Raw genomic sequence first — 22,082 nt, 5'->3', positions numbered from 1 at the left:
TTACCCAAGCGCCCAGTGAAGGATCGTCGCGTCGTCGCGCGCCTTGCCGCGCGGCCAGCGCCGACCGTCGGGGTCGTCGTCCTCCACCTCCCGCACCCGGCGGATCAGCCCATCCGGACCGGAGGAACCGAGGATGCCCAGCACGTCCCGCCAGTCCGCGAGGCCGAATTCGTCGACGAGGCGCGTCGCGCCGTCGCTCAGCAGCGTCACGGACGTCAAGGAGTCCAGCGGCACCGTCCCCGTAAGGGCGTGTTCGGCCGCCCGCGGGTCGGGGCCGGCGATCCAGAAGCCGCCCGGCCGGTTGCGGAGCCCCGTCAGGGCGTCGCGGTACTCGGCCAGGGCGGCGGCGTGCTCGGGTGAGCCGGTGGGCAGTTCGTCGACCGGTGCACGAAGCCGCTCGCCTACTTCGTCCAGGCGCTGATCCGTGACGGCGGTCGCCTTCCCCTCCCCGTCGGCGAAGAGGAGGGTCGAGTCACCCAGGACGAGGTATTCCAGGGTGCCCGCACCGGCCCGGATCGCGACGACCGTACTGGTCGGACTGGCCCGGTAGGTCAGGTCACACGTGTCCTCGTGCAGGGACCGAACGCCGCGGATCGAATCGGCGAGGCAGTCCGCGAGCGGCCGGGCGGGATGCGCCGTGATGCTGCCCAGCAGCAGCCCGCCCAGCGTCGAGGAGAACCACGCGATGCCGTGGACACATCCGGTCTCCGCCCCGGCCACGCCGGCGCCGTCGAGGAGGACGGCCGCACCGGGAGCGACGGCCGCGAAGTCCTCGTTCTCCTGCCCGGGTTCGGCAGGCAGGGAGGCGAGGTCGACGTTCACGCCGCCGTCTCCTCGTCGTGCAGGTAGAGGGGGCAGAGCAGTTCGACCGACTGCGGCTCATCGGTCTCGGGGTCGTACTCGACGCCTACGAGGGTGGAGAAATGGCGCTCCCCCACCTGCCCCCACAAGGTGCTCAGGTCCGAGGTGAGCAGGTGGACGACGCCGAGGGAGCCCGCCGTGTGGATTCCGGCAATGGCGAGCACCGAGCCGTTGCCGTCCGGGCGAGGCAGGCGACCGAGGTACCCGACATCGTGCGGGCGGCGCGGCTCCAGGTCCGCCCCGGCGTTGTACTTCGCACCGGTACGCCGGTCCACCAGCGCCCACGGTTCACCCTCCGGGTGCTCCCAGCCGAGGACCGGATCTTGGGCGTACAGGTCCCGCATGGCCTGCGACATGGCCGGTCCGCAGACGACGACCAGGCCGTTGCGGTTGAGGTCGACCTCACCGCTCACGAGTACGTGGCCGGAGCTGACGTCGAGCCCGTACGACTTCGCCAGCTCCTCCAGCCGCTTGCCGGAGTTCATGTCGGCCATGGCGACGACCGGCCGCTTCTTCACGTCGTCCCACCGCAGCGGGGTCACGACGGTGACGGCGCCCGTACCGAGGAAGGCCCCCTCAGGCGCCGGCCCGGTGTGCCGGATTTGATGGATCCGCCCGCGGCTGAGACCGGCCTTCTCGGCGATCTGCGCGTAGGACAGCCCTTGCGCGTGGAGGTCCTGGACCACGCGGCGGCGGAGCCGGGCGAGTTCGGTCACCTCCTGCTGCGCGGCGGCCAACCTCGTCGTGACCTCACGCAGGAGCAGGTACGGATCATCGATCGCCATGATCCGCTGCAACTCGTCCGACATGATCACACCTCCTGGAAGTAACCAGGAGTCTAGGGCCCTAGACGGAATGGGCGACAGGCGCCGTCCCGTACGAACGCCGACCACGAAGAACCGGGACCGCCGACGAGGTACACCCCGGGGAGTCACCCGCCACCACCTATGGGGCGGCCGTCGACCGTCGACGAGCAGAGCACGTTCACGCATCCCCCAGCGCCAGGTCGGCCCACACGGAGCGCCCGTCGGCCCAGTCCCGTACGCCCCACCTCTTGGCGCAGGAAGCGATCAGCAGCAGCCCGCGCCCGCCTTCCTCCTCCTGGTCGGTCGCGTCGCGCAGTTCCGGGACGCGCTTGCCGCCCTGGTCGACCACCTCGATGCGCACGTGGTCGTCATCGAAGCCGACGATCACGAAGAACCGGCCGCCGGCCGAACCGCTCAGCGTGTGTCGCACGGCGTTGGCCGCCAACTCGCTGACGATCAGGACGGCGTCGTCGACCGGCCCCCTCCCCGTGACCAGAGTGGCCACGAAGTGACGGGCGTGGGTCACTTGCTCGGCCAGGCCGGGGAAGGCGCGGAACCACTTGGCAGGCATGACGAACTCCCTCTCTGCGTCTAGGGGTCTAGACAGCGCAGCGGCAGAGTATTCCCATGAGCGAGCGGCACGCTAGGCATTTCGAGGAATTATTCCTCTATGGGGTGAGGGTGTCTCCCATGTCCCGGAACTCCCTCATCACGCGCAACAGCAGGTCCCGCACCTCGTCGCCGAAGACGGCAGTCCGCTCGAAGCGGCTGAACGTCTCCTCATACGCGGCCAGTTCGGCGGAGTCGGTCGACACCCGCTCATCGGCGAACGCCTCAATCACGACCGTCCGCCGGTCGCACAACGTGAACCCGTGCCGAGGCAGAACCGGCACCGGCCGGCACCACGGGACGACCCCGAGCCGTACGGTGCTCAGACTCTCGACGGCCAGCAGCCGGTCGAGCTGGGCGAGCATCAGCGCCGGAGTCCCCGGCCAGGTCCTCAACACCGCTTCCGTCAGGACGAACACCGACTCCCGCCCCGGTTCGTACAACACGCTCTGCCGCTCCACCCGAGCAGCGACCGCCCGCCCGACACCCTCCGGAGTCGCGTTCGGCGCACTCGCGAAGACGTGCCGGGCGTACTCCGCACTCTGGAGCAGGGCCGGCAGGACGACGCACTGGAACGACCGCACCAGCCGAGCCGACCGCACCGCCTCATCAAGGACGGCCCCGGCGGGAGCACCCTCATCCGGTACCGGATCGAAGTCCGCGGCAGCCTCCACGGCGGCCAGGAGGTCACGGACCTCACGGGCGGTCGACTCGTCGAGGTCGAGGGCGCGCAAGAGCCGGTCGAGCACATCAGCACTCGGAACCATGCGCCCCGTCTCCACCTTGGACACGGTCGGCTGTCCCACCCCGGCCCGCTGAGCCAGCGCGGCACCCGTCAGACCGACCCCCGCACGCAGCTCCCGAAGACGCATCCCCAGCGCCTTCATCCGCTCCCGCCGCTCACTCCCCATACCCAGGGTTCTACACCACGAGGCGACGGGAGCCGGATGCACGAGCCCCAGCGATCACCAGGAGGCCCGAGCGTGATTCAAACTTTCTCTACGGGTTCAAGGCGGCTCGCTCCGCTCCCCGCGCGCGGCCCGGCCCCCGGCCGGACCTGCGCTCCTGTCTCCGCCCCGCTCCAGCCCGACCGACGCCCGTGCCGCGCGCAGAGCAATCAGCCGCCTGATGCCAGAGGAGGGGTACGCCGTGGCTGGGGGCTCCACGGCTTTAGCCACCTCCCCGGTCCGGGTCCCGCGTCGAGCAAGACCAGGGGGCCACTCGTGCACATTGCGGGCAGGTCCACAGCCTGCCCGAGTTGCCAACCAGCGTACGGCCCCCTGATCATGCTCGACCCCAGACCGGGCAGGCCACCGGCCAAACCCGCTCCGCCTCGGCAGGCTCTTCAGCGGGGCAACTTTGCTAGATCGCTACCGCAGTTGGCGACCCAAATGAGAACATCATCACCATGGAGCAGAAGGACTTCGCGGTCACAGACCTCACCCTTGACAAGCAGAATCCTCGGCACGACGTGCCCACATCAACGACACGCGAGGCCATCTCAGCTCTCCTTGCGACAGATCCGGATAAATGGGTGAACTTGGCCCAAGACATCGCCTCCAAGGGTCTGAACCCAACTGAACTGACCATCGTCGTGCAGGAAGAAGGCGACATGGTAGTAATTGAAGGGAATCGGAGAATTTCGGCGCTCAAGGCATTATTAGATTCGACACTAGTAGATGATCCCGAGATCCGGAAGCAAATCGCGATCATTGCCCGCCGAAATCGAAACACAATCCCTCACACGGTGCGATGCATTGTTTCGCCCAATAGAGACGCAGCACGCCATTGGATCGCACTCCGGCACACTGGAGAGAATGGTGGCGTAGGTGTTGTCAGATGGAACCACGAACAGGTAACCCGGTACGCGAAGAAGAAGAACCCCTCCGAAAGGGCGCTGCGCTTCATCCATCAGGTCTACCTCTGGTATGCCCACGACCGAGAACTTCTTGCGGACGTCGAGAAGGTCCGATCTACTCGCCTCACGACACTAGCTCGGGTACTCAGCGACTCCAAGGTTCGAAACGCCTTGGGAATCGAATTCACTGAGAAGGGTATTCTTGCTGATTACGAACCAGAAGCTATGCATAGCTCAGTTCGTAAGCTCTTCTCTGATCTGGCATCTCACCTTTCGGTATCCCACGTCAAGAACAAAGATCAACGCCGTGAGTACATCGCTGGAATAAAGGACCATCTTCCTCAGAATTCAGATCGCCTTGCACAACCCCGCCTAGTACCAGGTACTGACGCTACGCAGCCCACCGCTATTCAGCGGTCCGTCACACCACCCAGTCAAACGGCCACGCCGGAGAAAAGACTTCCTGCTGTCGGGCGCCCAAATCAAGACAAGCGTGTCTTCCAGAATGTTGTGCTGCGGAACGTCAGCCCGCGAACCGCAAAAGTACTCAACGAGGCGAAGAAAGTCATCATTACAGAGTCTCCGAACGTAGCGGCTATCATGATCCGCGCAGTGATCGACATTACCGTCACCGAGCTCGCCGAAAAGAAAGGATGGCGGAGAAAGCAAGACAGGCTGCGCGACCGTATCCGCCTGGCATTGCTGCACATAGACCCTGATAGTAGCGATCGGGATCTAGATGAGGCTCGCCGAATGTCTCAAAACGATGGGGCTCTTTCTGTTAAAAATCTCCACGCCTTCATGCATCAGTGGGACGTCGAACCCATGATCCTCGACATCACCAAGCTGAGCGCAGTTTACACACCAATGCTCATGAAGCTTGATGCTTCCTTGGGAGAGAATCACAAGTAATGAGGTACATCAGCCCTCTGCGCTACCCGGGCGGGAAAGCCCGTCTCGCGGGCTACATCAGTCAACTCATTCGCGCCCAAAACCCCCAACCGAAGCACTACGCAGAACCATTCTGCGGCGGAGCCGGCGCCGCCTTAAAGCTCCTCGTAGACGGCGCCGTGGAGCGCATTCACTTGAATGACGCAGATCCTGGGATCGCGGCCTTCTGGCGCTGCGTCTTCGGAAAGAGCAATGAGTTAGCCTCAATGATCCGTAGCGCTGAGGTGACTGTCGAGGCGTGGCGGAGTAATTCGGCTATCTACGCGAGCCCCATAGGAAAGAACGACTTGGAGCTCGGCTTCGCAACGTTTTTCCTCAACCGATGTAACCGATCCGGTATATTGCGCGCCCGCCCGATTGGCGGTTTCGAGCAGACTGGAAAGTGGAAGATTGATGCCCGATTCAATCGTGAAGCTCTAGCAGAACGTATCGAGTTCCTGGGACGTTACGGTGACAGAGTTTCTTTGTCACAGCAAGACGGTAGGGACCATATTCGCAGCCTCGCCGTGTTAGGGCAGGACATCATTGCCTACGTGGATCCACCCTATCTAGTGCAGGGTGATCGCCTGTACATGGACTCCCTGAGCTCCGGAGACCATACCGAGCTAGCCACTCTCTTGGGAGAAACTCCAATCAAGTGGTTCCTTACCTATGATGCCGAGGCCCGAATCACGGAAGAACTCTACTCTAGGCATCGTTGCATGCAATTCGAGATCTCTCACAGCGCCCAAGTGCGTCATCAAGGCGTCGAGTACGCTGTCTTCAGTGACTCTCTCACCGTGCCGGAATTCGATGGGGTGATTGGGACAGGTGATTACCTGTGGCTAACCAACTAAGGAATCTAGCGTGAGCCTTGTTCATTTTCCTGAGTATCGCGCGTATGAACAAGATAGAATTCGCGCCAGCGACGCAATTATGGCACTTCTAGCTGGCTCTCGACTTGCCGAGAATACTCTTCGGTTAACCGCGGGCAGTACTCGTCTATTGCCTGAGATCTTCCCAGCTGTACCTCACATCAGGCGCATGAATTTGTCTACCGCGAACGCGCAATCGCTCCTAGCCGAGGCAGAGACGCACCTCAGCGCGATGGCGGTTCCGTATGCCCTGGCAATCCACGAGGATTTTGTGCACACCTGCTTTGACCTGCTCATCAGAGCGGGGCAAATGACTCAAGGAGAGGCCGACAGCACGAAGGCGTACTCCATGCATGCAACTTTCGAAAGAAAGGTGGGGAAGGGCCTCCCTCAGGACTCCATGCAGCAATTTCATCTGATTCGCCAGATGAGGAACGCAGTTATTCACGCTGGAGGAATGCCCGAGGCGCGCCTCGTGCGAGCAGCCGGCGGCCTCAGTCAGAGCGCCCAAGACCAGTGGATTAGGGTAACCGGAGAGCATCCACAGACGCGCATCACCCCGGGGGTTCCGGTGACCTTCTCGCACGGCGAGTTGATTCTCGCGCTCGCTGTCACGAAGCGGATATCCCAGGAAATGAACTATCTACTCAGGGATAGATTGAAACGCGAAGTTTGGGCAGATATATGCCTGGAGGACTTTGAGTCCCAACACCCGACACTTAAGCACATTTCCCAGAAAAGGCGTAAGTTGCCGGGATTTTTGAAGACGTACTACAGCCCGCTCAATCTGAGTAGTAGCGAGTTGAACTCGGCAATACAGCGAGCGGGCTGGTAAAAGATGAAAAGAGGACGCTCTACCTGTTAAGCTACCAGCCGGGACTCGAACCCGGACCTCCCTCTTCTGCGGATGCCAACGGTCATGAGCCGTAGTGGGCTTCTTCAGCCTCGCACCCTCATAGCAAGAACACCGTAACAGCCTCCCGAGGACAGCTGGCCGACTTTTAGGGCGCATGTGACACACGCCACACAGTCGACCCGCAAGCAGCTGCTAGCCCGGGGGCTCTGCGACGGGTGACAGACGGATCGAGCGAGCATGCCGAGTACTTGGCGGGCCGCCAGGTACTCGGCCGACACTCGCCGGAGCTATGGACTATCCGTGGGCTGAAGCTGCCGTCTACGCCACAGAGAACCCGCCCACCTCCTGCTTCACCTATGCCACAAAGGGCCTCCGGAGCCGTGTACCACTCCGCTCGCCGCGGAAGGACTGGCCGGCACTACTCGACAACGTGGCTGAGACCGGTGGGGGTGCAGCGAGGCACACGCGCGCCTGGTCGGTCGGCGCGCCCGCCGTCGTGGCTGACTGTCGTCGGCTGAGGTTCGTGCCACAACCGTGCCAGATGCAGGGGTCAGTCACGGTCAGCGCCGGTGTCCCGCGGTCGGGTAGTCGCCCGCTACCTCGCTTAGCAAAGCCGCAGCTCAGCCCGCAGATCACCCAGCCTCTCTCCTAAAGCGGTGGCTGCTTTCAACACCGCTTAGGACGAGGGCGTGAAGCCGGTGGACTGGTCGAGGTGGAACGAGGAGCCCGGAGTCGTCGGGGTCCAACCCTTGCTCAGGGCGAGCCGAACAGCCGCGGCGACACGGGACGGCACTACAGGCTCAGCCTCGCGGCCGGTCCAGTTGCTCGGGTGCGGTTGGTCGGCGACGACCACGAGCGTCGCCCCCGGAGTGTCCGCATGCTCCACCGCGAACGCACACGGCGACCAGGCCAACCCCCGGCAGTACGTCGGCCGGCCCCGCAGCCGCCAGCGGTAGACCGTGCCGTCGACGATGATCCGTCGCGATCCCTTGCGGACCAGTGCCATGAGGCTCCCCTCAACAGCCGCGATGCCAGCCAGCCCGGTTCGCAGCCCGTCTCAGTTTCCGTCTCATTCAGTGCCGTTCAAGGCCGTTCAGCCGGGGCCGAAGCCCGTAGCCGCTCCGGCGTCCACCCGGCGGTGAACCCAGGTGAACGCCCCTGTACGAGGCCCCGCAAGGCTCCAACACAGTTGGAAAGCGTGTTGGGGGCAACCCCTCACGAGTTCGAATCTCGTATCCTCCGCCAGGCCTTACCGGGCACGAGGTAGAAGGGTCCCGCCGATCATCGGTGGGGCCCTTCGCCGTCGTGCGTCCCTCGGTGTCCGGGTCAGTGGGCGGTGTCCAGGGCCAACGGACCGTCGGCAGGAGAGGTGAGGGTGCGCCCGGTGCCGACCCGATCGGTGCCGGCCTCCGCCTGTTCCCGTTCCGAGCCCCCGCGCGCACGGAACAGCACGGAGCAACCCGGTCAGCAGGTCCGTCATCCCGGTCGTCCGCCGTCCGCCGTCCGCCGTCCGCCGCGCGGCGCGCGGCGCACGGCGCACGGCTTCGCCGGTGCGGCCGGTTCTGAGCCAGCGCACAGGGCGGCGCGCAGGGCAGGACACAGGCCAACGGGCGGGGTGGTGGAGTGAGCGGGCGGAGGGGATGGCTCGGGTGACGGGTGCCGACATCCGCCCCGACGAGGTCGAACGGTTCATCGAAATTCCCGTACAACCGAACGAATCAGCCATGAGTCTGACCGGGCACGGCACTTCCGTGCCCGTTCTTCTCGTGGGGGTCCACCTTGCAATTCCGTTCCACCCGTCTCGCCATGGCCGTCACCGCCGTCCTCGCCGTCACGGCCCTCGGCGCCGGCACGCTGACCACCGCCCCGGCCGCCTCCGCCACCGGCCCTGGCTCCGTGTCGGGCCCGGCCTCGGCCGAGCGGTCCACCGCCTTTCCCCTCTTCCCGACGGGCTCCAACCTCCACGGCGCGGGCACCACCGGGTTCCTCTCCTACTCCTTCACCCAGGACGGGTCCACCGACCTGCTCTGGACGCCGTACGACGGCGGGGCCCCGACCCGGCTCCGGGCGCCCGAGAACGGCGGCTTCACCACGTCGGGCGGCGACGTGGTCGTCCTCGGCGACGCCAACTGGAACGTCCAGATGCGTTCGCTCACCCTGCGGAACATGGCCGACCCCTCGGCCCCGGGCGTCGACATCGACCTCGGCGCCCTCAACGGCAACTACGTGGCCGTGCTGAGCCCGACGAGCGTGCTCGCCCAGGTGACGAAGGACGGCGCGGCGGAACTCCACGTCGTGACCAAGGACGGCGCCACGGCGACGAGCCGCAGGGTGTCGGGGCTGCCCGCGGACGCCACGGACTTCATCGGCTCGGCGGTCCGGGGCGGGATCGCCCTCGTCGGGTACGAGACGGGCCCGGCGGACGCCAGGACCGGCGGCCGGGCGCTGGTCGACGTGGCGACCGGGACCGTGGTCGAGACGTACGCCTCCGTCGAGTCCGGGTACGACTTCAGCCACCTGATGTTCTCCGGTTCGCACGTGGCCTGGCTCGACTACCAGAGCGGCACCGGGCTGTTCGTCACCTCCGTCGACCGCAGGACGCGCGAGCAGAGGCGGACCGTCCTGGGCGCCCGCGACAGCGAGTGGTACATGGACCTCGTGGGCGGCTGGTTGGTGTACGGCAACTCCTCGACACCCGCCCGGGCGGTCTCCCTGACCAGCGGCGAGGTCCGCGACCTCATCGACCATGCGACCGGTTCGGCGGCCGCGGGCGACGGCAGCGTGCTGGTGAGCGGCGGCCGGGCCGCCGACGGCGAGGGGCTGTTCCGGATCGCGGCCGCGGCGGACGGCGCCCCGACGGTCACCAAGGTGGCGGAAGCGGGCGAGCCGGCCGAGCCGGCCGAGCTGAAGATCGAGCAGGTCCACGTCCCCGACACGGTGAACCTCGACACGACCGGCGGCGAGGTGGCCATGGGGTGGACGCTGTCGCACCGCGAGGCCTACCTGGACGTCACGCTCACCCACGTCGTCACCGGCAGGGAGTTCCGCACGCGCGTGAACGCCCCCGCCACCGGCACCCGCTTCTCCTTCTCCTGGGACGGCACCGTCGACGGGGTGGACGCGCCGAACGGCTCGTACGGGGTGGAGGCCGAGGCGAGGCTCCTCGACGGCTCCGGGGAGCCCGCCTACCAGGGCTGGCTCATGAACGTGGTCCGCTCGGCCAACCCGCACGACTACACGGACAACGGCTCCACGGACGTCCTCGCCCGGGACGCCGCCGGTGTGCTGTGGCGCGACGACCTGCGGGACCGGCCGGTGGACGGCAAGGTCGTGTCCGCCCGGCGCACCCAGGTCGGCCGGGGCTGGCAGACGTACAAGCAGATCGAGGCCGTCGGCGACATCGCGGGCAACGAGGTCGGCGACCTGGTGGCCCTCGACGGTTCCGGCGTGCTCTGGCACTACCTCGGCAGGGGCGACGGCGCGTTCGCCGCCCGGGCGCGGATCGGCGGCGGCTGGGGCGTCTACACCAAGCTCACCGGCGGCTCGGACCTCAACGGCGACGGCCGTGCCGACCTCCTCGCCGTGGACACCGCCGGCGTCCTGTGGTTCTACAAGGGCACGGGCTCCGCGACCGCCCCCTTCGCCGCCCGCGTGCGCGTCGGCAGCGGCTGGGGCGTCTACAACCAGCTCACCGCCGTCGGGAACATCGCCGGTACGGCCTCCGGGGACCTGGTCGCCCGCGACACCTCCGGCGTCCTCTGGCTGTACCAGGGCAACGGCGCCGGCGGCTTCGCCGCCCGCGTGCGGGTCGGCAGCGGCTGGAACGCCTTCACCCAGCTGGTCGGCGCCGGTGACGTCGACAGCGACGGGCGCCCGGACATGATCGCGTACGGGACGGGCGGCACGTACGTCTACCGCTCGACGGGCTCCGTCACCGCCCCCTTCAACCGTCAGTCGACATCGCTGTACGCGGGCGAGGGCTCCAGGTTCAACCACCTCGCGTGAAAAGCGGTGCCACCGTGCACCGCGCCCTCCCCGGCACCACCGCCGGCTCGCCACCGGCGCCCGCGGTCACCCTCGTGGTGACCGCGGGTCCACGGGGCTGCGGGATCGGGCGCGGGGCCGGGCTCGGGGTCGTGCGGGGCCGGGGGCGCGGGGCCGGTCAGGCGCCGACGTAGGCGGCGAGGTGCTCGCCGGTGAGGGTGGAGCGGGCGGCGACGAGGGCGGCGGGGGTGCCCTCGAAGACGACCCGGCCGCCGTCGTGGCCGGCGCCGGGGCCGAGGTCGACGATCCAGTCGGCGTGCGCCATGACCGCCTGGTGGTGCTCGACGACGATGACCGACTTGCCGGAGTCGACGAGCCGGTCGAGCAGGCCGAGCAGTTGCTCGACGTCGGCGAGGTGGAGGCCGGTGGTCGGCTCGTCGAGGACGTAGACGCCGCCCTCCTCGGCCATGCGGGCGGCCAGCTTGAGCCGCTGCCGCTCCCCGCCGGACAGGGTGGTGAGCGGCTGGCCGAGGGTGAGGTAGCCGAGTCCGACGTCGGCGAGCCGGTCGAGGACGGCGCGCGCGGCCGGCGTACGCGCCTCGCCGGCGCCGAAGAACTCCCGGGCCTCGGTCACCGGCATCGCGAGCACCTCGCTGATGTCCCTGCCGCCGAGGCGGTGTTCGAGCACCGACTCCTGGTACCGCTTACCCTCGCAGTCCTCGCAGGTGGTCGCGGTGCCGGCCATCATCGCCAGGTCCGTGTAGACGACGCCGGCGCCGTTGCACCGGGGGCAGGCGCCCTCGGAATTGGCGCTGAACAGCGCCGGTTTCACGCCGTTGGCCTTCGCGAACGCCTTGCGGATCGGGTCGAGCAGCCCGGTGTACGTCGCCGGGTTGCTCCGCCGGGAGCCGCGGATCGGCGACTGGTCGACCGACACCACGTCCGTGCCGGCGGGCCCCGGCTCCCGGCACAGCGACCCGTGCACGAGCGAGCTCTTGCCGGAGCCCGCCACACCGGTGACGGCGACGAGCACCCCGAGCGGGATGTCGACGTCGACGTCGCGCAGGTTGTTCGCCGTGGCGCCGCGGATCCGGAGCGCGCCGACGGGCTCGCGCACGGTGTCCTTGAGGGCGGCCCGGTCGTCGAGGTGGCGACCGGTGACCGTGCCCGAGGCCCGCAGCCCCTCGACGGTGCCCTCGAAGCAGACGGTGCCGCCCGCCGCACCGGCGCCGGGGCCGAGGTCGACGACGTGGTCGGCGATGGCGATCGTCTCCGGCTTGTGCTCCACGACGAGCACCGTGTTGCCCTTGTCCCGCAGTCGCAGCAGCAGGCCGTTCATCCGCCGGATGTCGTGGGGGTGCAGGCCGACGGTCGGCTCGTCGAAGACGTAGGTGACGTCGGTGAGCGAGGAGCCGAGGTGGCGGATCATCTTGACGCGCTGCGCCTCACCGCCCGAGAGCGTGCTCGACGGCCGGTCGAGCGCGAGGTAGCCCAGGCCGATCTCCACGAACGAGTCGAGGGTCTGCCGCAGCGCGGTGAGCAGCGGTGCCACCGTGGGGTACCGCCCGTCCGGGAAGCCCGGGGAGGGTTCGCCGAGGCCGCGGACCCATTCGGCCAGGTCGCTGATCTGCATGGCGCAGGCGTCGGCGATGCCGACACCCTCGATCCGCGACGACCGGGCCGCCGCGCAGAGCCGGGTGCCGTCGCAGTCGGGGCAGGTGGTGAAGGTGACCGCCCGGTCCACGAACGCCCGGACGTGCGGTTGCATCGCCTCCCGGTCCTTGGCGAGGAACGACTTCCTGACCCGCGGGATCAGCCCCTCGTACGTGAGGTTGACGCCTCCGATCCGCACCTTGGTCGGCTCGCGGTGGAGGAAGTCGCGCAGTTCCGCCTCGGTGTAGTCGCGGACGGGCTTGTCCGGGTCGAGGAAGCCCGACTCGCTGAAGAGCCGCGTGTTCCAGCTCTTCTCCCCGTAGCCGGGGACGGTGATCGCGCCTTCGGCGAGCGACTTGGAGGCGTCGTAGAGCCGGGTCAGGTCGAAGTCGGTGACGGTGCCCCGGCCCTCGCAGCGCGCGCACATGCCGCCGGTGCGGGTGTAGGTCACCTTCACGGTCTTGCCGTCGCCGCGCTCGGCGGTGACCGCCCCGCTCGCCCGGACCGAGGGGATGTTGAAGGCGAAGGCGCCGGGCGGGCCGACGTGCGGCTGCCCGAGTCGGCTGAAGAGGATGCGCAGCATCGCGTTGGCGTCGGTGGCGGTGCCGACCGTGGACCGGGGGTCGCCGCCCATCCGCTGCTGGTCGACGATGATCGCGGTCGTCAGCCCGTCGAGGACGTCGACCTCCGGCCGTGCCAGCGCCGGCATGAAACCCTGCAGGAAGGCGCTGTAGGTCTCGTTGATCAGCCGCTGGGACTCCGCGGCGATCGTGTCGAACACCAGGGAGCTCTTGCCCGAGCCGGAGACACCGGTGAACACCGTGAGCCGGCGCTTGGGTATCTCGACGCTGACGTCCCTGAGGTTGTTCTCGCGCGCGCCGTGCACGCGGATCAGGTCGTGGCTGTCGGCGGCGTGGGGCGTGGACGGCTGCGGATCCGTCCTCTCGGCCCTGCTCATCGTGTCTCCCTCTGGCGGTTCTCGGCGGTTCTCGGCGGTTCTCTGGCGGGCTTCGGCGGACTCCGCCGGTTCTGGCGGTCTCCGGTGAGACCTGGCGGGCTCCGGTGCGTTCTTCCGGCCCCTCTCGGGGTCCGTCCGTCCCCGCCGTCCGGGCGGGGCGGCCTCGTCGGCCCCGGACCCGGTGTCGCGGGCGGGCTGGTGCCCGGTGTCGCGGGCGGACCGCGTACGGAGGCCGGAGCCCGTCAGGCGTGGGATCGGGGCCGGTGGGGCGGGTGGGGCCGGGGGTGGCAGTGGTGGAGGTGGGGGTGCCGGGGCGGTGGCCGGACGGCCGGGGGCGGTGGGCTCGGGGAAGCCGGTGGCGGTGGCCGCCGGGCCGTGCGCCGGCGGCCGGGGTCCGTACGGGCCGGGGCCGGGGCCGGGCAGGGCCGGGGCGGGGCGGGGCCGGGCGGGGCCGCGTCACCGGACGGTTCAGCGCAGTTCCTGGATGCGGACCATGTTGCCCGCGGGGTCGCGGACGGCGCAGTCGCGCATGCCGTACGGCTGCTCGGTCGGCTCCTGGACGACCTCGGCCCCGTCGGCCACCACCTTCTCGAAGGCGGCGTCGAGGTCCTTGGTCGCCAGCAGGATCCAGCCGTAGGTGCCCTTGGCCATCATCTCGGTGACGGTGCGGCGCTCGTCGTCGGTGATGCCGGGGTCGGTGGCCGGAGGCGCCAGGAGGATGGACGTGCCGGGCTGGCCGGGAGGGCCGACCGTGATCCAGCGCATCACGCCCTGGCCGACGTCGTTGCGGACCTCGAAGCCGAGGGTGTCCCGGTAGAAGGCCAGGGAGGCGTCCGGGTCGTCGTGGGGGAGGAAGCTCGTGTGAATGGTGATGTCCATGGGGCTCAGGCTAAGTGGGGCCTCGCGGCCGGCGCTTCTCGATTCCTGATCGGTCTGGTCACCTGTCTCACCACGCAGGACGGCACTCCCGCCGGCGCGCTCGCCGCCCGGCGCCGGTAGACGCTGGGCGGCATGCCGACCAGTTCGGTGAAGCGGGTGCTGAAGGTGCCCAGCGACGAGCAGCCGACCGCGAAGCAGACCTCGGTGACGCTGAGGTCGCCCCGGCGCAGCAGTGCCATCGCGCGCTCGATGCGCCGCGTCATCAGGTAGGAGTACGGCGATTCGCCGTAGGCGAGCCGGAACCGGCGGCTGAGGTGCCCGGCCGACATGTTCACGCCGCGGGCGAGCGCCTCGACGTCCAGCGGCTGCGCGTACTCCCGGTCGATCCGGTCGCGGACCCGGCGCAGACGTGCGAGGTCGCTCAAGTTCTGTGCTGCGGCAGGCCTGTTGCTCACTCCTTTGATCGTGCCACATCGCACCGGGGCGCGCAGTGGACCGCCGGGCGCGCGTACTCGCCGGCGCGTCCTCCGGGGTCGCGTCCCGCCGCCGCCCGCATCCGGCGCCCGCATCCGGCGGGCGCGTCCGGCGGGCGCGTCCGGCGGGCGCGTCCGGCGGGTGGGGCCCGCAGCCGGTGGCGATCGCTTCCGTCCCGCCGCCGCGGCCCTCCCGGTACGGCGCAGCGGTTTCGCGGAGGCCGACCCCGGCCTGCGGGTCGCCGATCGGCCACCGGCCATCGGGCGACGGCAGACGGCGACGCGCAGCGGAAGGGCGGCGGGCGGCGGACGGGCAGCGGGCGGCGGACGGCGACGCGCAACAGGCGGCGACACACAGCGGCAGGTGGGCCTCCCAGGACCTCTGCGGCCGGGTGCGGGTGAACCGCTCGGGGGCCGGGCCCCGGGCGCGGTCCGGTCCTTCGGGGCCAGTGGGGCGGTCCGGTCCTTCGCGGGCGCCGGGGCGGTCAGGCGGGGTGGAGGTCGGTGCGGCGGTCCGACGGCGGCCAGACGTATGGCAGGTCGTCGGGGACCCCGGGGAAGAGCGAGGTGTAGGCGGCCGGGTCCTTGCGGATCAGTGCCGACCTGTGGCTGCGGTGGAAGGCGTCGTCGCCCAGCCAGGGCGGCAGTTCCCCGGCGTCCGCCAGGACCGCCTGGCCGCGCACCTGGGTGTGCGGGCGCAGTCCGGCCCAGCCGGAGACGAGGGAGGCCGCGCAGCTGTCCTGGTGGCCGAGGTCGCGCCAGACCCGGCACACCTCCAGGCCGTAGCGGACCAGCGCCTCCTCGTACCCCGCCCACATCCGCACCGCCGGGTGCCGGCGCCATCCGTAACCGGCGACGGTCAGGCCGCGCAGGATCTGGAGCGCCTCCACCCGCTGCTTGCCGAGCCGGCGGCGGTCCAGGGCCTGCGCCGAGGCCCGGAAGTCGGCGTAGGGCAGGAAGGTCTGCATCGGTCGCCCTTCGTACGGTGTGCGCGACGGGGCGCGCGCGTACCGCCCGGGTACCACGCGGGGCGCGGGCCGCACCTGCGACCGGGGCGGAGCCCCGCGGCCCGTACATCGTTCGGCGACATCCGGGATTCTCCCGCCGGCGACGGGGCACCCGCACCGGGCGGACCGGTCCGCGCCCGGCGGCGGGCACCCGCCCGCCCCTCCGGCAGCCTCGGCGAAACGGCAGGATCATGCACACGCACCACGACGGCCCCGACCGTGCCCACCAGCGACCCGAGGGCCTCAGCGACGTTCTGGTGGAGGCCCTGGGCTCCCTGTCGAAGGCCCTCGAGACGACGGAGCGGGCGCGCGGGCACCTCTACTCGTTCCACCAGCTGACCGGCACCGCGGACCTCGAACTGGACCGGGCCGTGGCGCTGCTGCGCGAGGCCGGTCGCCCGGAGTGGGCCGAGCGGGTGGCGACGGAGGTCCTGGGCCGCAACGTCATCCCCGGCCACTGGACCTTCCAGATCGTCGAGGCCTACGACGACACGTACTACGGGCCGTTCAAGGACCTCGAAGGCGCCGCCGTGCGGGAACTGGCCGAGGGGCGCCGCCACCTGTACGAGGCGGAGATGAAGGAGGCCCGCCGCACCCCGGGCCACCCCGACCACACCGCCCGCCCCGACACGGCTCGCTGACGAGGTCCGCCGGGCCGCCGGAAGGCCTCCGCCGGACCTGCCGGGGGCGTGGCCGGGGACCCCTGCCGGCCCGTCGGGAGGGGTGGTGCCGGGCGGGGCGGCGCCGGCGGGGTCGTATGCGGGGTCGACCGATCGGTTGACGCCGGGTCCGGCGGGGTGGGGGATGCCGCCGGGTGCCCGGGGGCGGGAGGCTCCTGGGCATGGGAATCATCGAGGTCGACGACCTGCGCAAGGTCTACGGGGGCAGGACGGTCGTCGACGGGGTGACCTTCGCCGTCGAGGAGGGCGAGGTCTTCGGGATCCTCGGGCCCAACGGCGCCGGCAAGACCACCACCGTCGAGTGCGTGGAAGGGCTGCGGCGGCCCGACGGGGGGACGGTGCGCGTCGCCGGGTACGACCCCGCCGCCGACCGCGACGCGGTCACCCGGCTGCTGGGGGTGCAGCTCCAGGAGAGCGAGCTCCAGCCGAGGATCACCGTGCGGGAGGCGCTGGAACTGTACGCCGCCTGCCATCCGGAGCCGGCCGACTGGCGGGCCCTCGCCGAGCGCCTCGGGCTCGCCGACCGGCTCGACACGCGTTTCGCGAAGCTGTCCGGCGGCCAGAAGCAGCGCCTGTCCATCGCGCTCGCCCTGGTCGGCGGCCCCCGCGTCGTCGTGCTGGACGAGGTGACCACCGGGCTCGACCCGCGCGCCCGACGCGACACCTGGCGGCTCGTCGAGGACGTGCGGGACAGCGGGGTCACCGTGCTGCTGGTCACCCACTTCATGGAGGAGGCCCAGCGGTTGTGCGACCGGATCGCCCTGGTCGACGGGGGGCGGGTCACCGCGCTGGACACCCCGGCCGGGCTCATCGGGCGCAGCGCGCGCAACGCCGAGGTCTCCTTCACGCCCTCCGCACCGCTGGACGTCCGGCTGCTGGCCGATCTGCCCTCCGTCGCCTCCGTTGCGGAGCGGGACGGCGGCCGGATCGTCCTGCACGGCACCGACGAGACCGTCGACGCCGTGCTGTCGCTCCTCGCCCGGCGGGGCGTCACCGCCCTCCGCCTCCGCGTCGCCGACGCCACCCTGGACGACGCCTACCTCGACCTGACGGGACTGGACGCATGACCGCCCCCGCCCCCGCCCCCGCCCGTACCCGGAGCGCCGCCGTCAGGGGCAGCGCCGCCGCCGTACTGCGGTCCGAGGCGCGCCTCTTCCTCCGGGAGCCGGCGTCGCTGTTCTGGATCCTGGTCTTCCCGACGGCCCTGCTGTGCGTGCTGGGCGCGGTCCCCTCGTTCCGGAAGCCGTCGCCCGACCTGGGCGGTCTGCGCGTCATCGACCTGTACGTCCCCGTCACCGTGCTGCTGGCGCTGGTCACGTCCGGCATCCAGTCCATGCCGCCCGTCCTCAGCGGTTACCGGGAGCGGGGCATCCTGCGCCGCATGTCGACCACGCCGGTGCGGCCCGGTGCCCTCGTCGGGGCGCAGGTGGTGCTGCACGGCGCCGCCGTGGTGGTGTCCGGGCTGCTGGCCCTCGCCGTGGGGCGGACCGTGTTCGGCGTGGCGCTGCCCGGCCACGCACCCGGGTACCTCGCCGCCTTCGTCCTGGCCGCGTTCACCACGCTGGCGCTCGGCGGGACCGTCGCGGCCGTCAGCCGCACCGTCAAGATCGCGCAGGCGGTGGGGTCGGTGGTGTTCTTCCCCTCGATGTTCACCGCCGGGGTGTGGCTGCCGGTCTCCGCCATGCCGGACGCCCTCCAGCGGATCGTGCACCTCACGCCGCTGGGTGCCGCCGCGCGGGCCCTCGACCAGGCCGCGGCGGGGGGCTGGCCCGCGTGGACGCACCTGGGGATCATGGCGCTCTGGAGCGCCGTGCTGACGGCCGCGGCGCGACGCTGGTTCACCTGGGAGTAGGTCCGCATGACGACGACGCTGGAGGAGCGGTGGGCGCAGTTCTTCCGGTACGGCCCGTACGCCCTGCTGGGGCTCGCGACGCTGCTCTCCGCCGCGACCGCCGACCTGGTGATGACCCGGCGGGAGGCGTACGCCGCCGGGGTGCCGCTCCTCGCCTCGCTGGTCCTCCAGCTGTGGTGGACGCGGGCCGCGCCCCGGCCGCAGGGCGATGCGGACGGGGTCGGCGGTACGGGCGGGGCCGGCCGTGCGGGCGGATCCGGTGAGGCGGGCGGATCCCGTGAGGTGGGCGGCCCCCGTGAGGTGGGCGGCCCCCGTGAGGTGGGCGGCCCCGGCGGTGCGTGCGGCCCCGGCGGGTCGGACGTGCCCCGTGGTACGGGTGGTGCGGGTCGTACCGCCGGTGCCGGTGCCGGTGCCGGGGCCGGGGCCGGGGCCGCCGGGCGGGGGCTGCCGGAGGGGACGGCCGCGGGGCGGGTGTACTTCACCCTCCGCACCCTCCTCGCGTTCGTCCTCACCTGGCTGAACCCGTTCTTCGCCGTCTACGCCTGCCTCGGCTACTTCGAGGCCCGACGCCTGCTCCCGCCGCGCGCCGCCCGCGTCGGGCTCGCGGTCACCGCCGTCACCATGGCCGGCTCCCAGTCCGGCGGCCTGCCGCCCGCCTCACCGATGAACTGGGCCGCGTTCGGGGCGCTGTTCGTCCTCAACGCGGCCCTCGCCGTCGTCATGGACCACCTGGAGGACAAGGAGGCGGAGAAGGCGGCCGAGCGGGCGCGGACGATCGCCGCCCTGGAGTCCGCCCTCGCCGAGAACGCCGCCCTCCACGCCCAACTCGTGGTCCAGGCCCGCGAGGCGGGCGTCGCCGACGAGCGCCGCCGCCTCGCCGCCGAGATCCACGACACGATCGCCCAGGGCCTGACCGGCGTCATCGCCCAGCTCCAGGCCGTCGCCACCACCGCCGACCCGGACGCGGCGCGCGAGCACCTGGACCGGGCCCAGGCACTGGCACGCCGCTCCCTCGGCGAGGCGCGGCGCTCCGTGCAGAACCTCTCCCCGTCCGCGCTGGAGCACGACACGCTCCCCCGGGCGCTGGAGAAGGCCGTCGCCGAGTGGGCCGACCGAACGGGCGCGGACGCCCGGTTCACGGTGACCGGCACGGAGGAGCCGCTGCACGACGAGGTCGCCGCGACCCTGCTGCGGATCGGCCAGGAGGCCCTCTCCAACGCGGCCCGGCACGCGGGCGCCCGCCGCGCCGGGGTCACCCTCTCGTACATGGACGACGAGATCACCCTGGACGTACGGGACGACGGGCGCGGCTTCGACCCGCTCGCCGTACCGCCGCGCACCCGCGCCGGCGGCTTCGGCCTCGACGGCATGCGGGCCCGCGCGGAGCGCATCGCGGGCACCGTCACCGTCGAGTCGGAACCCGGCCACGGGACCGCCGTCAGCGCCCGCGTACCGTTGGTGCGCCATGACTGACCGGACCACCGCCGTCACCCTGCTGATCGTCGACGACCATCCCGTGGTGCGGGACGGGCTGCGCGGCATGTTCGCCTCCGACCCGGGCTTCGACGTCCTCGGCGAGGCCGCCGGCGGCGTCGAGGGCGTCGAACTCGCCCTGCGCCTCGACCCGGACGTGGTGCTGATGGACCTGCGCATGCCGGCCGGGGGCGGGGTGGAGGCCATCGCGGAGCTGTCCCGGCGCGGCGCCCGCTCGAAGGTGCTGGTCCTCACCACGTACGACACGGACTCCGACACGATCCCCGCGATCGAGGCGGGCGCCACCGGCTACCTGCTCAAGGACGCGCCCCGCGAGGACCTGTTCGCGGCGGTCCGGGCGGCGGCCGAGGGGCGGGCGGTCCTGTCGCCCGCCGTCGCCTCCCGCCTGGTATCGGCCGTCAGGAGGCCCGCCCTGCCGGCGGACCGCGCCCTGTCGGCCCGCGAGCGCGAAGTACTCGAACTGGTCGCCAGGGGTACCTCCAACCGCGAGATCGCACGCGAGCTGTTCATCAGCGAGGCGACGGTGAAGACCCATCTGACGCACCTGTACGGCAAGCTCGGCGTGAAGGACCGCGCGGCCGCCGTGGCGACCGCCTACGACCGCGGCATCCTGGGCTGAGCACCCGGACGCGGCCGGACGTGCCCGAACGCGGCGGGACGCGGCGGGACGCGGCGGGACGCGGCGGGACGCGGCGGGACCTTGCGGGCCCCGTGGTTCCGCGGGGGTGCGGGACGGTGTGTCCGGCTCGGCGGTGCCCGCCCGTCCGGACGGCGGCGGTCGGGCACACCCTCACCGCGCGCGTGGTGCGCGCACCGCGTGCGGAAGGCCCCGGCCCGCCGGGCCTGGCTGCCGACGGTCGGGACCTTCGGGTTCCGGCCTGTGGGTCCGGCCATCGGGTTCCGGCCATCGGGTTCCGGGCGCCCGCCGGGGTGGGGGCGCCCGGGGCGTGCGGGCGTCAGGCTCCGGTCGAGCGGCGGCGGCGCGTGCCGTAGACCGCGGCGGCGCCCAGGGTGATCGCCGCGCCGGCGGTGGCGGCGAGACCGTTCAGGGCATCGGACGAACCGGTCCTGGCAAGCGTCCCGGCCGTCGGCGTGGTGGCCGTCGTGGTCGTCCCGACCGGGGTGGTCGTGCCGCCCTGCGGCGACGGGGCCGGCGGCGGACTCGCGACCGGGGCCGCGACGACCTGGAAGCTGTGGAGCTTCAGCGTGGTGTTGGCGCCGCAGTCGTCGCCGCGCTCGTACCAGCCGTTCACCTCGACGCGGCCCGACCAGTCCTTCAGCGTCGCAGCCGGGTTCAGCCGCAGCCTGAGGTCGGCGTGGGCCCCGGGCTTCAGCCCGCCGACGTTCACGGCGATGCCCCAGGAGTTCCAGTCGCGCCACGTGGCGGACGCGCCCGTGGAGTACTGGGGCTCGAAGAGGGTGACGAGGTCCTTCGTGCCGGGTGCGAGGGTGACCTGGGCGTACGCGCGGTCCACCGCCTCGCCGGTGTTGTTGGTGACGCGGACGGTGAGGTCGACGGTGCTGCCCGCGGTCACCTTCTCGGGCAGGCCGGTCAGCTCGGCGACGAGGCGGTCGTCCCCGTCGCACATGCCGTCGTCGTCCTCCTCCTTCTTCGCGTCCGCGAGCGCCTTCTCGGCGGTGGCCAGGTCGGCGGCGGCCTTCTTGACCGCTTCCCCCGCCAGGTGGTCCGCCCGGAAGGCGGCGACGCGCATGTCGTCGAGGGCCTTGCCGGCCTCGGCCCGCTTCCCGTCCGCGGCGGTCTTCTCCGCGGCGGCCTCCTCGACGGCGGTCCGGGCGTCCGCGACGGCCTTCTCGGCGGCCGTCCGCGCCTCCGGGGCGGCCGTGTCCGGCAGGGCGGCGAGCTTCGCCTCGGCCTCCTCCAGCACCTTCACCGCGGCGGTGTGCGCGGCGGCGGCGGCGATGGCCTCCTTCCCGGCGGCGGCGGCCGCGAGGGCCTCCGGCGTGGTGTCGGAGACCGCCACCAGCAGCTTCTCGTAGGCGGCCGCCTTGGCGGCCATCGCGGCGTCGTACGCCTTGCGGGCCTCCGCGACGGCCTTCTCCAGGTCCGCGACGGACCTGCCCTTCCCGAACCCGGACGGCCCCCGCGCCCCGGACGGCTCGGACACGGCCGGCGGCGCGGGCGGCGGGGTCGCCGTCGCCGCGTACGCCGGGGAGGCGGCGAGGAGGACGACGGGCGCGATGACGGCAGCGGCGACGGCCGTTGCGGGAGTACGTCTGGTCTTCACGGATGCTCTTTCTCGGGAGCGGAAGTCGTGAACGCGACGGAGCACGTCGGTGGTCGAACGA

At 70.9% G+C, this 22,082-nt stretch carries 19 protein-coding genes; 9 read left to right on the top strand and 10 right to left on the bottom strand.

Annotated elements, in window-relative coordinates:
* The 4 genes from LUW75_RS12975 to LUW75_RS12960 all read right to left on the bottom strand — a co-directional run bounded on the left by LUW75_RS12975 (position 1) and on the right by LUW75_RS12960 (position 3,187).
* A complete protein-coding gene (locus LUW75_RS12975) occupies positions 1–822 on the bottom strand; it encodes an integrase (RefSeq protein WP_250335750.1) in 822 nt (273 codons plus the stop codon).
* Complete coding sequence (locus LUW75_RS12970) at positions 819–1,670, bottom strand: sigma factor-like helix-turn-helix DNA-binding protein (RefSeq protein ID WP_250335749.1); 852 nt, start codon at positions 1,668–1,670, stop codon at positions 819–821. Before LUW75_RS12970 ends, LUW75_RS12975 begins: the two co-directional genes overlap by 4 nt.
* Before the next feature lie 175 nt (positions 1,671–1,845).
* Positions 1,846–2,238, bottom strand: a complete 393-nt coding sequence (locus tag LUW75_RS12965; protein WP_250335748.1) for an ATP-binding protein — start codon at positions 2,236–2,238, stop codon at positions 1,846–1,848.
* 97 nt (positions 2,239–2,335) lie between these two features.
* Positions 2,336–3,187 carry a helix-turn-helix domain-containing protein gene (locus LUW75_RS12960; RefSeq protein ID WP_250335747.1) on the bottom strand — a complete coding sequence of 284 codons (852 nt, stop codon included), beginning with the start codon at positions 3,185–3,187 and terminating at the stop codon, positions 2,336–2,338.
* A gap of 497 nt (positions 3,188–3,684) precedes the next feature.
* On the opposite strand from LUW75_RS12960, the gene LUW75_RS12955 reads away from it, so the two are divergent.
* From LUW75_RS12955 to LUW75_RS12945, 3 genes are read left to right on the top strand one after another with little or no spacing between them, the layout of a single operon-like run.
* Complete coding sequence (locus LUW75_RS12955) at positions 3,685–5,046, top strand: hypothetical protein (protein WP_250335746.1); 1,362 nt, start codon at positions 3,685–3,687, stop codon at positions 5,044–5,046.
* Positions 5,046–5,921, top strand: a complete 876-nt coding sequence (locus LUW75_RS12950) for a DNA adenine methylase (RefSeq protein ID WP_250335745.1) — start codon at positions 5,046–5,048, stop codon at positions 5,919–5,921. Before LUW75_RS12955 ends, LUW75_RS12950 begins: the two co-directional genes overlap by 1 nt.
* 10 nt (positions 5,922–5,931) lie before the next feature.
* Positions 5,932–6,774, top strand: a complete 843-nt coding sequence (locus LUW75_RS12945) for a hypothetical protein (protein WP_250335744.1) — start codon at positions 5,932–5,934, stop codon at positions 6,772–6,774.
* A 697-nt stretch (positions 6,775–7,471) separates the two neighbouring features.
* On the opposite strand, the gene LUW75_RS12940 is transcribed toward LUW75_RS12945, so the two are convergent.
* The gene (locus LUW75_RS12940) at positions 7,472–7,801 is read right to left on the bottom strand and encodes a hypothetical protein (protein WP_250335743.1); all 330 of its coding nucleotides are present in this window, start codon (positions 7,799–7,801) and stop codon (positions 7,472–7,474) included.
* Between the two features lie 800 nt (positions 7,802–8,601).
* On the opposite strand from LUW75_RS12940, the gene LUW75_RS12935 reads away from it, so the two are divergent.
* Positions 8,602–10,800 carry an FG-GAP repeat domain-containing protein gene (locus LUW75_RS12935; protein ID WP_250335742.1) on the top strand — a complete coding sequence of 733 codons (2,199 nt, stop codon included), beginning with the start codon at positions 8,602–8,604 and terminating at the stop codon, positions 10,798–10,800.
* Positions 10,801–10,957: 157 nt separating this feature from the next.
* Here the strand turns inward: LUW75_RS12935 and LUW75_RS12930 are convergent, their stop codons facing one another.
* The 4 genes from LUW75_RS12930 to LUW75_RS12915 form a co-directional block, all read right to left on the bottom strand.
* A complete protein-coding gene (locus LUW75_RS12930; RefSeq protein WP_250335741.1) occupies positions 10,958–13,390 on the bottom strand; it encodes an ATP-binding cassette domain-containing protein in 2,433 nt (810 codons plus the stop codon).
* 468 nt (positions 13,391–13,858) lie between these two features.
* On the bottom strand, positions 13,859–14,269 hold the full coding sequence (locus tag LUW75_RS12925) for a VOC family protein (RefSeq protein WP_250335740.1): 411 nt from the start codon (positions 14,267–14,269) through the stop codon (positions 13,859–13,861).
* A 5-nt stretch (positions 14,270–14,274) separates the two neighbouring features.
* Entirely contained in the window at positions 14,275–14,724 is a 450-nt protein-coding gene (locus LUW75_RS12920) for a helix-turn-helix transcriptional regulator (protein ID WP_250335739.1), read from the bottom strand.
* Between the two features lie 503 nt (positions 14,725–15,227).
* Positions 15,228–15,710, bottom strand: coding sequence for an MSMEG_6728 family protein (locus LUW75_RS12915; RefSeq protein ID WP_250335738.1), 483 nt, complete (start codon positions 15,708–15,710; stop codon positions 15,228–15,230).
* Positions 15,711–15,940: 230 nt separating this feature from the next.
* Between LUW75_RS12915 and LUW75_RS12910 the strand changes: the two genes are divergently transcribed.
* From LUW75_RS12910 to LUW75_RS12890, 5 genes are all read left to right on the top strand, one after another.
* Positions 15,941–16,390, top strand: coding sequence for a hypothetical protein (locus LUW75_RS12910; RefSeq protein ID WP_250335737.1), 450 nt, complete (start codon positions 15,941–15,943; stop codon positions 16,388–16,390).
* A 200-nt stretch (positions 16,391–16,590) separates the two neighbouring features.
* Entirely contained in the window at positions 16,591–17,496 is a 906-nt protein-coding gene (locus tag LUW75_RS12905) for an ABC transporter ATP-binding protein (RefSeq protein ID WP_250335736.1), read from the top strand.
* Entirely contained in the window at positions 17,493–18,281 is a 789-nt protein-coding gene (locus tag LUW75_RS12900) for an ABC transporter permease (RefSeq protein WP_250335735.1), read from the top strand. The genes LUW75_RS12905 and LUW75_RS12900 overlap by 4 nt, the downstream gene beginning before the upstream one ends.
* A gap of 6 nt (positions 18,282–18,287) precedes the next feature.
* Positions 18,288–19,754, top strand: coding sequence for a sensor histidine kinase (locus LUW75_RS12895; RefSeq protein WP_250335734.1), 1,467 nt, complete (start codon positions 18,288–18,290; stop codon positions 19,752–19,754).
* On the top strand, positions 19,747–20,394 hold the full coding sequence (locus LUW75_RS12890) for a response regulator (RefSeq protein ID WP_250335733.1): 648 nt from the start codon (positions 19,747–19,749) through the stop codon (positions 20,392–20,394). Before LUW75_RS12895 ends, LUW75_RS12890 begins: the two co-directional genes overlap by 8 nt.
* Before the next feature lie 337 nt (positions 20,395–20,731).
* Here LUW75_RS12890 and LUW75_RS12885 read toward each other — a convergent pair whose 3' ends face one another.
* The gene (locus tag LUW75_RS12885) at positions 20,732–22,021 is read right to left on the bottom strand and encodes a COG1361 family protein (RefSeq protein WP_250335732.1); all 1,290 of its coding nucleotides are present in this window, start codon (positions 22,019–22,021) and stop codon (positions 20,732–20,734) included.
* Between the last annotated feature and the right edge of the window lie 61 nt (positions 22,022–22,082).

The organism is Streptomyces sp. MRC013, from assembly GCF_023614235.1.
Taxonomy (GTDB): Bacteria; Actinomycetota; Actinomycetes; order Streptomycetales; family Streptomycetaceae; genus Streptomyces.
Note: the sequence above shows the minus strand (reverse complement) of the source record. Positions and strands in the feature narration are given on the sequence as shown.

Excerpts from the sequence above, each read along its gene's own strand:
- LUW75_RS12970 (WP_250335749.1), bottom strand. The coding sequence starts at position 1,670 with ATGTCGGACGAGTTGCAGCGGATCATGGCGATCGATGATCCGTACCTG.
- LUW75_RS12965 (WP_250335748.1), bottom strand. The coding sequence starts at position 2,238 with ATGCCTGCCAAGTGGTTCCGCGCCTTCCCCGGCCTGGCCGAGCAAGTG.
- LUW75_RS12960 (WP_250335747.1), bottom strand. The coding sequence starts at position 3,187 with ATGGGGAGTGAGCGGCGGGAGCGGATGAAGGCGCTGGGGATGCGTCTT.
- LUW75_RS12955 (WP_250335746.1), top strand. The coding sequence starts at position 3,685 with ATGGAGCAGAAGGACTTCGCGGTCACAGACCTCACCCTTGACAAGCAG.
- LUW75_RS12950 (WP_250335745.1), top strand. The coding sequence starts at position 5,046 with ATGAGGTACATCAGCCCTCTGCGCTACCCGGGCGGGAAAGCCCGTCTC.
- LUW75_RS12940 (WP_250335743.1), bottom strand. The coding sequence starts at position 7,801 with ATGGCACTGGTCCGCAAGGGATCGCGACGGATCATCGTCGACGGCACG.
- LUW75_RS12935 (WP_250335742.1), top strand. The coding sequence starts at position 8,602 with ATGGCCGTCACCGCCGTCCTCGCCGTCACGGCCCTCGGCGCCGGCACG.
- LUW75_RS12930 (WP_250335741.1), bottom strand. The coding sequence starts at position 13,390 with ATGAGCAGGGCCGAGAGGACGGATCCGCAGCCGTCCACGCCCCACGCC.
- LUW75_RS12925 (WP_250335740.1), bottom strand. The coding sequence starts at position 14,269 with ATGGACATCACCATTCACACGAGCTTCCTCCCCCACGACGACCCGGAC.
- LUW75_RS12915 (WP_250335738.1), bottom strand. The coding sequence starts at position 15,710 with ATGCAGACCTTCCTGCCCTACGCCGACTTCCGGGCCTCGGCGCAGGCC.
- LUW75_RS12910 (WP_250335737.1), top strand. The coding sequence starts at position 15,941 with ATGCACACGCACCACGACGGCCCCGACCGTGCCCACCAGCGACCCGAG.
- LUW75_RS12905 (WP_250335736.1), top strand. The coding sequence starts at position 16,591 with ATGGGAATCATCGAGGTCGACGACCTGCGCAAGGTCTACGGGGGCAGG.
- LUW75_RS12900 (WP_250335735.1), top strand. The coding sequence starts at position 17,493 with ATGACCGCCCCCGCCCCCGCCCCCGCCCGTACCCGGAGCGCCGCCGTC.
- LUW75_RS12895 (WP_250335734.1), top strand. The coding sequence starts at position 18,288 with ATGACGACGACGCTGGAGGAGCGGTGGGCGCAGTTCTTCCGGTACGGC.
- LUW75_RS12890 (WP_250335733.1), top strand. The coding sequence starts at position 19,747 with ATGACTGACCGGACCACCGCCGTCACCCTGCTGATCGTCGACGACCAT.